Annotated in this window: 10 protein-coding genes; 6 read left to right on the forward strand and 4 right to left on the reverse strand. The window is 53.5% G+C overall.

Annotation, left to right across the window (positions count from 1 at the left end; genetic code table 11):
* Positions 1 to 41: 41 nt before the first annotated feature.
* The gene (locus SH580_RS06245; protein ID WP_319834151.1) at positions 42 to 1,799 is read right to left on the reverse strand and encodes a hypothetical protein; all 1,758 of its coding nucleotides are present in this window, start codon (positions 1,797 to 1,799) and stop codon (positions 42 to 44) included.
* 129 nt (positions 1,800 to 1,928) lie between these two features.
* Here SH580_RS06245 and SH580_RS06250 point away from each other — a divergent pair, with 129 nt between their 5' ends.
* From SH580_RS06250 to SH580_RS06260, 3 genes are all read left to right on the forward strand, one after another.
* Entirely contained in the window at positions 1,929 to 2,888 is a 960-nt protein-coding gene (locus SH580_RS06250) for a type II secretion system F family protein (RefSeq protein ID WP_319834152.1), read from the forward strand.
* A gap of 109 nt (positions 2,889 to 2,997) precedes the next feature.
* Positions 2,998 to 3,381, forward strand: a complete 384-nt coding sequence (locus SH580_RS06255) for a hypothetical protein (RefSeq protein ID WP_319834153.1) — start codon at positions 2,998 to 3,000, stop codon at positions 3,379 to 3,381.
* A gap of 114 nt (positions 3,382 to 3,495) precedes the next feature.
* Complete coding sequence (locus tag SH580_RS06260; RefSeq protein WP_319834154.1) at positions 3,496 to 5,433, forward strand: RecQ family ATP-dependent DNA helicase; 1,938 nt, start codon at positions 3,496 to 3,498, stop codon at positions 5,431 to 5,433.
* Positions 5,434 to 5,473: 40 nt separating this feature from the next.
* On the opposite strand, the gene SH580_RS06265 is transcribed toward SH580_RS06260, so the two are convergent.
* Entirely contained in the window at positions 5,474 to 8,896 is a 3,423-nt protein-coding gene (locus tag SH580_RS06265; RefSeq protein ID WP_319834155.1) for a DEAD/DEAH box helicase, read from the reverse strand.
* Between the two features lie 113 nt (positions 8,897 to 9,009).
* On the opposite strand from SH580_RS06265, the gene SH580_RS06270 reads away from it, so the two are divergent.
* Positions 9,010 to 9,963 carry a GDP-mannose 4,6-dehydratase gene (locus tag SH580_RS06270; protein WP_319834156.1) on the forward strand — a complete coding sequence of 318 codons (954 nt, stop codon included), beginning with the start codon at positions 9,010 to 9,012 and terminating at the stop codon, positions 9,961 to 9,963.
* A 17-nt stretch (positions 9,964 to 9,980) separates the two neighbouring features.
* Positions 9,981 to 10,892 (forward strand): mitochondrial fission ELM1 family protein, encoded by a 912-nt coding sequence (locus SH580_RS06275; protein WP_319834157.1) that lies wholly within the window; start codon positions 9,981 to 9,983, stop codon positions 10,890 to 10,892.
* Between the two features lie 29 nt (positions 10,893 to 10,921).
* Here SH580_RS06275 and SH580_RS06280 read toward each other — a convergent pair whose 3' ends face one another.
* Positions 10,922 to 11,389, reverse strand: coding sequence for a PIN domain-containing protein (locus tag SH580_RS06280; RefSeq protein ID WP_308952017.1), 468 nt, complete (start codon positions 11,387 to 11,389; stop codon positions 10,922 to 10,924).
* Entirely contained in the window at positions 11,379 to 11,588 is a 210-nt protein-coding gene (locus SH580_RS06285; protein ID WP_319834158.1) for a ribbon-helix-helix protein, CopG family, read from the reverse strand. The genes SH580_RS06280 and SH580_RS06285 overlap by 11 nt, the downstream gene beginning before the upstream one ends.
* Before the next feature lie 173 nt (positions 11,589 to 11,761).
* Here SH580_RS06285 and SH580_RS06290 point away from each other — a divergent pair, with 173 nt between their 5' ends.
* Complete coding sequence (locus SH580_RS06290) at positions 11,762 to 12,877, forward strand: glycosyltransferase family 4 protein (RefSeq protein WP_319834159.1); 1,116 nt, start codon at positions 11,762 to 11,764, stop codon at positions 12,875 to 12,877.
* The last annotated feature ends 21 nt before the right edge of the window (positions 12,878 to 12,898 follow it).

The following is a 12,898-nucleotide window of genomic DNA, read 5'->3' on the forward strand; positions in this document are numbered from 1 at the left end:
ATTATTCTAAATAAGCAAAATAGCAAGCTAGAAGGCTAAGATCAGACGCCTAAAATCTGCCGCAACTGCTCGACGATTTGAGAACGCCCTGCTTCCGGGGGCGCAGCTCCCACAGCTTGAAGCGCATCCGCACTGGAGCGTGCCTTCGCGCCGAAGTCTCGAACAGCGGCCTGCCAGATCGCGATGGCCTGCTGCGGCTGAGCTTCGCGCCACAAAAATACGCCACGAATAAATTCAACAGCCGCATCGCTGGACTGAATCCTCTCAAGCGCGGGGGCTAAATCTTGCCAATAAATCGGCTCACGCTGGAGCAACCACAGGTTAAAGAGACTCGTCAACTCGAGGCCTTGCGCCTCTGCGCGCATAGGGTCACGCGCCAAAACGGAGCGCGATAGCGCTAAAGCCTGCAAATCATCTCCAAGCTCGCTATTGGCTTTCGCGAGCAGCACTTCGTCTTGGATAAAAGGCGCACGGTCTCTGACATCAAACCAGTTACCAAACGTCAAGCCTCCCAAGCATAACAGCAGTATAGTCGCCAGGCTCCAATCGCGCCAACCTTGCGGCCTACGCAAAAAGACACAGCCCCCCGCGGCCACGCAGAGCAGAGGAACCAGCGGCAAGCGAAAACGCGCACTGACAAAAAAGAGCAACAGCCCTGCGGCATATGCCAGCCCGAGTATAGTGATTCCCCAAAAAGCAGGTCGATCGGAATTCCGGTAACCAAAGCAGAGCCCGGCCCCTGCGAACAACAAGAGCACTCCCCAGCTCAAAGGGTTCCAGGCCAACAAAGGCCAACGTGCCTGATGATAATGATAGCTCAGATTGTTATACTGCTCCCAATTATTAAAAACATAGAACCCCTTGCGCGCCATGAGCCCCAGCCATCGCCACGGATCTGCGGCGACGGACTCGCGCAATTGTTCGCGCCAATATGCATTCATCGCATCCACCTCCAAATCCGCATCCGCACCAAATGCCTCACGATAGAAATGCTCGGACTCCATGCGCGTCGTATTCGCGCCTGCGGGCACTGCATCGAAAGTGACGCGCTGCATGTAGTATTTACCATTCGCCCCCTCACGATTGGCGGCGAAGAGATTATACGCGCCCTGCCAAGGCAACAGGCGGAATTGCCCCGACAGCTGTTGATTGACAAAGCCTTGTACCGCAAGTGCAGCAATCAAGCCCACGGCCACCATCAACGACGCCCTCCATGGACGCGTCTGCGCCAGCAAAATGACTATGGGAAAACAAAGCACTGCGGGCAAAAAATTAGGCCGCGCCAAAACAGCGAGCCCGCCCAACAGGCCCGCAACAAGAGCGAGAGCCAATTGCGAACGCGTGCAATTCGCCCCCATACTTCGCAACAACAGAAAGAGCGCTCCCAAAAAGAACGTCATCGACATCGTGATATCCAAAATTTGCCCCGCAAAATAGAGGGCGACAGGATAAACCGCGAAGAGCAGAGCCGCAGTCCAAGCCGCAGCGCGGACACGCCACAAGCGCCGAGCGATGAGCCCCACCAGCGTGGCACTGAGCAAATGCATGAACAGCCCCAGGCAGGTGGCACTCCCGGGAAGGCTCGACACCGGCATTTGAGCCAAAATAAGAGGATAGAGCAAAGCCCGATAGATCGGCTCAGCAGGCAAGCGACCTTCACGGATCACTTGCGCCCAGGCGATATTTTCACGCGCATCCAAGACGGGGACTTGCCCCAGTGGATCTGCCAAAAACGTCAGGCCGAATAGCAAGACATACACGACTGCAGCCGCCGCCAGGAGCTTGTAAAAACGACTCACGCTTCAACCTTTTCGTTATCACCAATAGTATTCATGCAGTAGTGCCCACGAATGAAGCGCATTTAGACCAGGGATCAAAGCTGAATTTTACCAATCGCCTTTATTGGAAGAATCCGCATTGCTGGAAAGATGGCTTCCCACCAAGCTCTCTCTAATTGGTATACACAACTCGGACAACACCTTGAGGCAGGCGTGTTACTCAGCGCTGCGCTACGCCTCAGTGTAGGGCCGCCACAGACAGAACGCTTTGCGATGGCGGATCGCTTGGAGCAAGGCAAGCCCTTCTACGCCGTGATGGCCACTGCGCCCCAATGGCTACCACGGGCGGACCGCCAATTTCTATTGGCCGGCATGCAAACAGGCAACCTACCGCGCACCTTGGAACACTTATCGGCGCGTCACGCCAGTATTGGAGCCACACAGAGAAAACTACTGCTCGGAGCCATTTACCCACTGCTGGTGCTGCACATCACTGCCCTACTACTGCCAGTCGCGCGGATGATCGACTATGAAACGGGATTCAACTGGAGCCTTCCTCGCTATTTAATAGAAAGTACAAGTTGCATCCTGCCGATATGGCTGCTGATCGGAGCACTCATTTATCTGGCCCGCAACAACAGCCCCTGGATGCCACGTATTTTACGACTATTGCCGATTTTCCGACACTACAGCCACATGCAAGCCATGGGCAATTTAGCCTATGCGCTGGGCACCTTCATTGCCGCGGGCGTGCCCGTTCCAAGTGCGTGGCGACTTTCCGTAAAATTAGTGAACGACCCACGCTACACCCAAGCCGTCGCACAACTGGAGCCTATTTTCGCAGCAGAGCGAGATCCATCGACAGAGCTCAAACAATTTAAGTGTTTTCCAGCAGACTTTACTGCATTCTACCAAACCGGCGCTCAAAGCGGCAAACTTGATACATGCCTCTTAACCGCTGGTCGCCAATTCCAAGAACGTGCGAATCGCGCGTTGACACAGGCCTCGATCGCCTATCCAAGCGGGGCGATGGCTGCCGTTGCGTGCATCGTTATATATATAGTTTTCAATGTATTTAGAGGGTATCTACAGATCTTTGATAGCTTTTAACTTTGAGAATTGAGCTCAATTAGCTCATTTTGACACTTGAGAGTTATCCTCTAGCATGCGTGAATTACAGAAGTATACCTAAATAAGATTATCCACTATTTCAATTTCAATGCCTTATACAACAACATGGCGAAGCAATGGCATCATCTGGACATATACAGGAGTCTTGACCGGAGAAGATTTGCTCAACTCAAACTTCGAAATATTTGGGGATGAACGCTTTGACGACATTCGCTACCAGATCGTAGATCTCACAGCTGTGGAGAAAGTAGAGGTCACTCAAAATCACATGCGTAAGGTCGCCCACCTGGACATGGCAGCCGCACGCAGTAACCCTCGCGTTAAGATCGCAGTCATCACCACATCTACGGACGGCAAGCTCCTCTCCGATACCTATGACCAATACATCGAAGGAAAATCCCCATGGAGCACACAAATATTCCCCACACTGGCTCAGGCAGAGGATTGGGTGAAGACCGAGATTGAGGAATAGGTCACTTCTTGCCCTAGAATTTCCGATGACGTTCGCAAAGCTGTAGGCTAGCCACGCAGACATCCGTTCGGCTCAACTCAGAGAACGACAGACGTCACCACTGCACCAATGACAATGCCCGACAAAACCGCCCCACTCGCCCTGCTTAAAGAACGCTTCGGCTTCGACGCCTTTCGCCCCGGTCAGCAGACCGTGATTGAATGTCTACTCGATGGCCGCAGCGCCGGTGCCATCTTCCCCACCGGCTCGGGCAAGAGTCTGTGCTACCAACTGCCCTCGCTACTACTGCCGGGGCTGACACTCGTGATCTCGCCCTTATTGGCGCTGATGAAAGATCAAATCGACAGCCTGCGCGCCAAAGGCATCCAAGCCGAGCGTTTGGACTCCAGCCTGGATGAGGCCGACTACCGCCGCGTGACCGACGACATACGCAGCGGCACAGTCAAACTACTCTTCGTCGCACCCGAGCGCCTCAGCAACGAACGCTTCCTCAACCTGATTCGCGGTCAGAATATTAGCTTACTCGCCGTCGACGAGGCCCACTGTATCTCCTCTTGGGGCCACAACTTCCGCCCCGACTACCTAAAACTGGCCGACGCCGCACGCGCACTCAAAGTCGAGCGGGTGCTGGCACTCACCGCCACCGCCACACCGCAAGTCGCCAGCGACATGGCGAGCGCCTTTGACATTGCGCCCGCCGACATCACCAACACCGGATTTTACCGTGCCAACCTAGAGCTGCGAGTCACCGCCTGCAACGACGCCGAGCGCCCCGCGCTGCTGGTAGAGCGCCTCAAGCAGCGCCCTGCGGGCGCGACCATCGTATACGTCAGCCTACAGCGTCACGCCGAAGAAGTCGCCGAGCACTTGCAACAAGCCGGCTTCAACGCGGCCGCCTACCACGCAGGCATGGCTGCGGAAAAACGCGTCGCCACCCAAGAGGCCTTCATGCAAGGCCGCACACCCATCATTTGCGCCACCATCGCCTTCGGCATGGGCATCGACAAGTCCGACATCCGCTATATTTACCACTATCACATGGCTAAAGGCTACGAAAGCTACATGCAGGAGATCGGCCGCGCCGGACGCGATGGACAGCCCTCAGTCTGCGAGCTCTTCGCCTGCCCCGACGACGCCACCACTTTGGAAAACTTCGTCTATGGCGACACGCCCGACAGCACCAGTCTGCGCGGACTACTCGACGAATTACTAACTAGCGGCAACGAGATCGACTTCGCACTCACCGACCTCTCGCGCCGCTTCGACATGCGTCAGCTAGTAGTCAGCACCTTGCTCACCCGCTTGGAATTGGCGGGCATCATTCGCTCTGTCGGACACTACTATGGCAGCATACGTTTCGCCCCCAAAGTAGACAGCAAGCGGTTACTCGCCCAATACCCCTCCAACCAAGCCGCCTTTTTGAAGAAAGTCTTCAGCTGCTGCAGCAAAGCCAAGAAATGGGTCACCCTAGACATGGACAAGGCCATGGCCCACACCGGACAGGACCGCGGCGTCATTCTGCGGGCACTGGAAAGTATGGAGCACAAAGACCTCGCCCAGCTGCAACTGGCCGGCTACCGACAGCGCTTTGAACTCCTTGCGGATACACCCGACATCGATGCCCTCAGCGCGGAGATAGCGACCAGCTTTGAAACCCACGAGCACATGGAGATCGAGCGCATCCACCGCATGCTCGACTATGCCCAAGGGGATCGCTGCCTAACCGCAAACCTACTCGAATATTTTGGAGAGCAGATCCAAGACTGCGGGCACTGCAGCATCTGCCAAGGCGACGCTCCCGACGAGCTGCCAGCAAGGCAGACCCCCGGCATGAACAGCTGCGATCTGACGGGATTTGATGAACTGATAAAAGCGCATCCCGCAGCCTTGGGCCGCCCACGCCAGCAAGCCCGATTCCTCTGCGGACTCAACTCGCCTGCGGTGTCCGCCGTGCGCGGCCTGCGCGGCAAAGCACTGTTCGCGCGCTGCGCCGAAGTGCCCTTCGCCGAGGTGCTGAAGAACCTCGAACGCTCAACGTCCAACATCGAATGATGAATTCGATGTAACTTGAGCGCAGCGGATCCGAAGCGCCTTAGCCATTTAGCAAATAATCAAAGTCATGACGCGTCAGGCCAGCCTTCGCCGCCTTCGCACCTGGCTCTTCGACCAATTGCTTAAACAGCTCAGCCTTGCGAGCCTTAAGCTCCAACATGCGCGCCTCGATACTGTGCTTCATGATTAGACGCTGCACGAAAACTGAACGCGTCTGGCCGATACGGTGCGCACGGTCACTGGCTTGATTCTCCACCGCCGGGTTCCACCACGGATCGAGGTGAAAGACATAATTGGCGCGCGTCAAATTAAGACCGACACCACCAGTTTTGAGGCTGATAAAGAAGAAGGCCGGCCCTTGCCCACTCTGGAAGGATTGCACGATCTCTTTACGCTTAGCCACTGGAGTGCGTCCATCCATACGTAAGTAATCGATGCCACGCTCTTTGGCCACTGCTTCCATTTGATCCAGTCCACCGATGAATTGGCTAAAGACCAAGGCACCGTGCCCTTCGGCATGTAGCTCTTCCAGTTTGTCCGCCATATAGCCAAACTTCGGAGCGTGTTCCGGCAGGTGCTTGCCCAATAACTCCGGACTGACGCACACTTGACGTAAGCGCAAGATCGCGGCCAGCGCTACGATGCCTGCCTGTTGCTCCGGACGATCCTCATAAGCTTCTGCCACCTCAGCTTTGACCTCCGCGACAGTGCGCGTGTAGATTTCTTTCTGCATCGGCGACATTTCCAGAAAGAGTTCATGCTCTTCCTTCTTCGGCAAATCCTTCAAAATTTTGTCCTTGGTGCGACGCAAAATAAAGGGCCGTGAACGCCCCAAAATACGATCGGGGGCTTCACGAAAGTATTCTTTGAAGGCTTTTAATGTGCCAAAAATACCAGGCACCGCAGCCGACATCACAGAGTAAAACTCCGACGCGTTGTTTTCCACCGGCGTTCCCGTCAGACAAAGTGTGAAACGACGGTTTATATGCGCCGCCGCTTTAGTGCGAGCCGCAGACACGTTCTTCAGGTTGTGCGCCTCATCAAAGACAACAATCTCGAAACGGTTCCCCTCCATCGCTTCCAAATCCAATCGCACGCGATCATAAGTTGTCAAAATCACCTGCGCATCTGACAAAGCATCATGCCAAGCTCCCTTCCTCAAGCAATCGACCACCTTCAGACTCGGAGCAAAGCGTACAAATTCTTCCTGCCAATTAAAGACCAAGCTGGGCGGCAACACAATCAACACACTGGCTCGCTTCAGATTAGGATTTTTCTCAAAATACCCCGCCAAAAAGGCGATGGTCTGTACGGTTTTTCCCAAACCCATGTCATCTGCCAAACAAGCGCCAAAGCGGTGATGGTAGAGAAAATCAATCCACGCGCAGCCCTCCTGCTGATAAGGTCGCAGATCCGCATTCAAACTCGCAGGCTTCACAAAATCGCCGACACCATTAAATTGAGATAAACTGGAAAACAGACTTTCCGCTTCTTCAGGCAAGGTCACATGCACCCCATGCTTGCGCAACATGATCCAGTCAAGCATCTCCAAACGTGAAACTTGCAATGTATCATCCGCCGCAGCACGACTCCCATCCGGCTTCTGACGCTGTGGCCGTAAAAGTTCGGCTAACATTTCGAGTCCGCCCTCGCCCCCTTCAATCTGAGGCATAATCAAGCTACCATCCTTATCCTCGATCAAGAGTTGCCCCAAAATAAGCTTCTGCCACTCCTCAGGTTTGATAGTGCGATCGCCACAACGAATCGAAGGGTGCAACTGAAACCAATCAATATCTGAGCCCGAAGCTCGTGTATCGACCGAGATACTGAGAGGCTCCGAGCGAATGGCCTGCTCGTTAAATTGCACTTGAACCCCCAAGGTGCGGCACACGGAAACAATTCGCTGCAGCGCCTCTGCCCCCGCCTCGGGGTGCGCCAACTCAATAGAGCCCTCCTCCAAATTAAGTAAATCCGTGCGGCTCGATGCATCACTAACGCTAAATAGCAACATCGCCACTTTACGCAAATCCAAGCAACCACGCAACCAGCGCTGCCCATCCTCATCAGCCAGTGTCACTTGATAATCGGCATCATAGGCCTCGATCGCTTGCACCAATTTCTCCGCGATCTCACACACGCCCACACGATAGTTAACGTCAAAAAGCTCCGGATAGTCCGATGCGTAATTTTGTAGCTCCAACTCCCCCGACGGAAGCTCCGACGACAGTACCCGGCGCAGCAGATCGCACAGGCTGCGCACACGGCGTTTTGCGCTAAGCAACTTACCGCCATAGACATGCAATGCGGGTGCTAAGAAACGCGAGACCAACTCGTAGAGCTCCACGCGACATCCATCGAAATTGAGCCAGAGGTCAAATTCAAAGGCTTCCCATTCGCCCGCCACATTTTCCATAGCAGTCAGGTCCAATTCCAGCCGAATCTGCTTCGGTTTCAGTTGGCGCGGCTTCTTTTTTGCACCATTGGCCGCAAACAAGTACGATTCGTTAGATGAATTCGGCGTTAGATTCTGTTCATTAAAGGCTTCCACCTCAAGGTCCATACGGATCGGACCTAAATTACCCGCAAGCCCCAGGCCATTTGAATCCACTCGACAGACTCCACCTTCCGCCAACAGAACAAAAGAGCTATTAGGTATCAAGTGGACGACATCCAATTCCATGCCCACTGTATCGAGAAAACGCATACGTCGCACCACTCGATCATCAGATAGCGTATGCTGAATTTCCAGGTGTGCAATTCCCGACTCCATCGTCAACGGGTGCGGCTCACCATCCAACATCGACAACACCGCGATCTTAGCCGCTTGAGCTTCTTCCAAAAATCGCTGCAACTGCTCTTCCGGATCATTCAAGACAAACTCCCGGGAAAGGCGAAAACCATAACTGCTGGCGAGAACAATTCCAAATGAGGCTAGAAAGCTCTTCGGCACCGAACCCTCAATGCTGAAACCTAAATTACCATTGTTATCGACCTCCATCAGCTGAAACTCGACCGCCTGCTGCGGCACCTCTGTTTCACCTTGATGCCCCTCACCGCCGACATCACGGTAACCGAGCTGTTTACGTAGCTCTTGCGCATAATCGTCTGGCATCGATTGCCCCCCGACGCTCATACCTTGCACCGAAAGAAACATCGCAGCCGCAGCCGCCACAGCATGCCTACAGCCACCATAGGTCTCCCAGTCTCCGCACTCACATTCGTGCACCAAACGTCCGTTGCGCACTTGTAGTCCCACTTCGTAGGCATGATGGCGACGTCCCTGCACCAACGCAGTCATACGCTTTTGCCGGCCGTCCCATTCTAAACCTTCGACAGCGAACTGACGGTAGTAAGCTAAGCCTTGATCTACAAAGCGGCGGTCACCGATGTAGTATAGCTCGCCAATATCGAGTTTTTCGAAGCCTTCCAGCCCTTCTAATTTTCCTGTAGCAGTAGTCGTCATTGCAATCGTCGACTCAATACCCGAATGAAACGCAGTGACGAGCGTTAAATCATAGAAATTATTTCAATTTGTTCGCCATCCCCTAAATCTGCCTCCAAAATCCCCTCTAAAATATGGCTAAAAAACACTACTTTATTACTGGAGGAGCCGGCTTCATAGGCTCTCATCTCGCCGAACGTATTCTAAAGGAAGGCCACCGCGTGACGATCATCGATGACTTCAATAGCTACTATGATCCAGCCATCAAACGTCAAAACATCGCAGGGATATTAGATCAAATCGAATTAATTGAAGGCGATATACGCGACGCTATTCTGGTAGAACGCAGCTTTGCAAAAGGGCAATTTGACCATGTCATCCACATCGCCGCCCGCGCGGGCGTGCGCCCCTCGATCAAGGACCCGAAACTCTATTTCACCACTAATATCGACGGCACATTTAACCTGCTCGATGCCTGCCGTTATCATGGTGTAAAACGCTTCACCTTCGCCTCGTCCTCGTCCGTCTACGGCGTCAACAAAAAAGTCCCCTTTGCGGAGAGCGATGCCCTGGAGCGCACAATTTCCCCTTATGCCGCCACCAAACTAGCCGGCGAACAAATTTGCTCCAACTATGCCAATCTGTTTGGCATGCATTGCCAATGCCTACGCTTCTTCACTGTCTATGGCCCGCGTCAGCGCCCGGACCTGGCAATCTCCAAGTTTACCAAACACATACTCGCGGGCATACCGATTCAAAAATACGGCGACGGCAGCACCGCCCGTGACTACACTTACATCGACGATATTATCAACGGCATCATCGCAGCCTCGAACTACAATGAGGCCGACTTCGAGATCTTTAATCTCGGCGGCTCTGCCACCACCACATTGAGCGAACTCATCACCATGATCGAGGAGGCCACTGGTAAAAAAGCAATCATCGAACAGCTTCCCGACCAACCCGGCGACGTGCCCCGCACCTACGCAGATGTAAGTAAAGCTCACAAACTGCTAGGCTACGCTCCAGCGACACCGATCGCCGAAGGAATACGTAAGTATGTCGAATGGTTTAAGGCTCAGAACTAAAGCTAGTGAGAATCGACATGCCACCAGCAAAGGTCATTTGGCAGATCTGTGACAATAAACGCGGACATGAAAACCAGAGTTCCGGTTTAATACACGCACTGTCCAAGCAAACAAAAATTGAGGCCATCCGGGTCGATATCGCCATGCATAGAGCGTCCTGGTGGCAAGTTGTGCGCGGCACATTCCCCTCAGCCTCAACGCTGCCGCAGCCCGACCTCATTATTGCGGCAGGCAGTCAAACCCACTCCAGCCTATTGGCCGCAGGCCGTGCGACGGGTGCTCCCACCTTACTGATCATGGCGCCTCCCAAGGGCCTGACACGGTTCTTTGACCTCTGCGTCGTGCCCGCGCATGACCAACGCCAGGGCCCCAACATCATTCAAACTACAGGCGCGATGAACACCGTCGAAGCCAGCCCCAATAAAGCCCCCAACACAGGACTCTTTCTCATCGGCGGCCCTTCACAACATCACAATTGGGACGAAGCTTCTCTGTGGAAGCAAATTTCAACGATCATAGACTCAAATTCACAGTTACAATGGAAATTGACTACGTCTCGCCGCACCCTGGAAAGCACGACGGCCCGACTGCAGTCACTAGAAAGCAATCAGCTTGAAGTCATTCCAGTGGAACAAACGAAAGCGGACTGGCTTCCGCAACAGCTGGCACGAAGCTCCTATGTTTGGGTCACCGAAGACAGTGTCTCTATGGTATATGAAGCCCTCAGCTCCGGCGCTAAAGTAGGCCTACTGCCAGGACCACGCAAGGCCGGTGAATCCCGCATCATCCGTGGCCTCGATGCCCTCCAACAAAGCAAGCATGTTCTAAGCTACTCCGAGGACCAGACCGACCTTACCAGTTTCAAAGCTCCCCCACCACTGAACGAAGCCGCACGCATCGCAAAAATCGTCTCCCATCGCTTCTTTTAACGAGGAATCCATCCTCATCTCAGGACCAGTCACGAAATCACGGTGGTGAAAGGATTAATGGCTCGAATACCTTTGATTGGTTTAAAATCTTTCACTTTCTCCGTGAGCAAGAAACTGATCCCTTCCTCAAGCATGGTGCCCACGAGCTGCATATCAAAATATTGCTGCCGTCGAATCGAGTAAGTTTCACAAAGTCGAAGGGCCCGTCGTGTAATCGATAAACTTAACGGTAATACAGTCAGAAAGTCCAAGCCCGCAATCGAATCAATCTTAGTTCTAGCCAATTCTGGTGAGTCGGGTGGATTATTTTTGGGGCCAGTAAGATTGGGGTACATTTCAGCCAAATTTTGCACGGAAACACACAGTTCCAGCCCCTCTCGAAAGCGGAGGTCGAGGACATCCCTCGCTTGTTCATGGCGATCATCTCCCGCTAAAGTCGCATAGATGAGCACATTTGTGTCCACGAGGACACGGCCCATTAAGTGCTCAGCGCTCATAAGTGTCGTTCCTCGAAAATTCGCCAGTAAACTGACCTGTCGAAGTCACCACAGTTGTCGACTCAGGCTGTTCTTCTCTCAGAAGTTTTTCGATAGCGATTTCAATTACTTGGCTCCGCGAACGCTTGACTCCGCGACGATAGCGATCCACTCGTGCAAGAATATCCTGATCTATTGTAGCACTGATATGAGATTTCATAATACCAATATGCTACTATAAATTCATAGAACGTCAATCACCGAACCAAAACCGAAAAAGCCCGCGTTGGTCATCCTCAAGCCATTGCTTTGACCTAGGACTTGACTAAGCTGTCACTCATTCATGACCTCTATCAACATCCACGCGCCAAAGTTCACTTCTCGCATCTCGCTATGAAAGTCATCCAAATCTTACCAGAGCTTAACTCCGGCGGCGTCGAACGTGGGACGCTCGAAGTCGGCAAGCACCTCATAGAGAACGGCCACCAATCCATAGTAATTTCCAACGGTGGACGCCAAGTCGAGCAACTAGAGGCCGAAGGCAGCCGTCACATCACCCTGCCTGTCCACAAGAAACGCCTCAGTTCACTCAAACAAGTCAAAGTCCTCAGAAAATTATTTGAGCAAGAACAGCCCAACATCCTCCACTTGCGCTCTCGCCTGCCCGCGTGGCTGGCTTGGCTAGCTTGGCGTAAGATGGACCCACAAACGCGCCCACGCCTCATCACCACAGTGCACGGCTTTTACTCAGTCAATCTCTACTCCAAGATCATGACTCGTGGCGAGCGTGTCATCTGCGTCTCTAATAGTGTCAAAGACTACGTGCGGCACAACTATCCCGATGTGCCCGCCGAGAAACTCACCGTCATTCACCGTGGAGTCTCTCCAGAGCAATTCCCCTACGGCTTTGAGCCTGATGCAAAATGGCTGACCGAATGGCAACAAAAGTACCCACAGCTCAAAGACAAATACGTCATCACCCTCCCCGGCCGCATCACCCGCTGGAAGGGACCGCTCGATTTCATAGAAGTGCTTGCAGCCCTAAAAGCCAAAGGCATCCCCGCCCACGGTCTACTAGTGGGCGAGCCACACCCGAAAAAAATGGATTTTTTCGAGGAAGTTAAAGCGGCAATTAAGGCCTCCAGTCTAGAGCGCGACATCACTCTAGTGGGACACCGCAGCGACTTACGCGAGATCATGGCCGTCTCCAACGTTGTCGTATCCTGCTCCACCGATCCAGAGGCCTTTGGACGCGTCACACTCGAAGCACTTGCACTAGGTAAACCAGTAGCTGGCTACGCACACGGTGGAGTCGCGGAACAACTCGATGCTCTGCTCCCAGCGGGTAAGATCAATCTGGGCGATCACAGGGCCATGGTGAATCTGCTGACCACATGGCATGCAGCCCCTCCGAGCGTAACGCAAAGACAAGAGTTCAGCCTGCAATCCATGCTAAATGCAGTCATGACGAGCTATACTGAACTCGATAAAGCTCCACGCGAGCTGTAACCAATCGCGTATTTCTGCATC

Source organism: Coraliomargarita algicola, from assembly GCF_033878955.1.
GTDB lineage: Bacteria > Verrucomicrobiota > Verrucomicrobiia > Opitutales > Coraliomargaritaceae > Thalassobacterium > Thalassobacterium algicola.

Bases quoted from the DNA above. Each gene is read 5' to 3' on its own strand.
- SH580_RS06290 (WP_319834159.1), top strand. From the start codon at position 11,762: ATGAAAGTCATCCAAATCTTACCAGAGCTTAACTCCGGCGGCGTCGAA.
- SH580_RS06275 (WP_319834157.1), top strand. From the start codon at position 9,981: ATGCCACCAGCAAAGGTCATTTGGCAGATCTGTGACAATAAACGCGGA.
- SH580_RS06265 (WP_319834155.1), bottom strand. From the start codon at position 8,896: ATGACGACTACTGCTACAGGAAAATTAGAAGGGCTGGAAGGCTTCGAA.
- SH580_RS06270 (WP_319834156.1), top strand. From the start codon at position 9,010: ATGGCTAAAAAACACTACTTTATTACTGGAGGAGCCGGCTTCATAGGC.
- SH580_RS06255 (WP_319834153.1), top strand. From the start codon at position 2,998: ATGCCTTATACAACAACATGGCGAAGCAATGGCATCATCTGGACATAT.
- SH580_RS06280 (WP_308952017.1), bottom strand. From the start codon at position 11,389: ATGAGCGCTGAGCACTTAATGGGCCGTGTCCTCGTGGACACAAATGTG.
- SH580_RS06285 (WP_319834158.1), bottom strand. From the start codon at position 11,588: ATGAAATCTCATATCAGTGCTACAATAGATCAGGATATTCTTGCACGA.
- SH580_RS06260 (WP_319834154.1), top strand. From the start codon at position 3,496: ATGCCCGACAAAACCGCCCCACTCGCCCTGCTTAAAGAACGCTTCGGC.
- SH580_RS06250 (WP_319834152.1), top strand. From the start codon at position 1,929: ATGGCTTCCCACCAAGCTCTCTCTAATTGGTATACACAACTCGGACAA.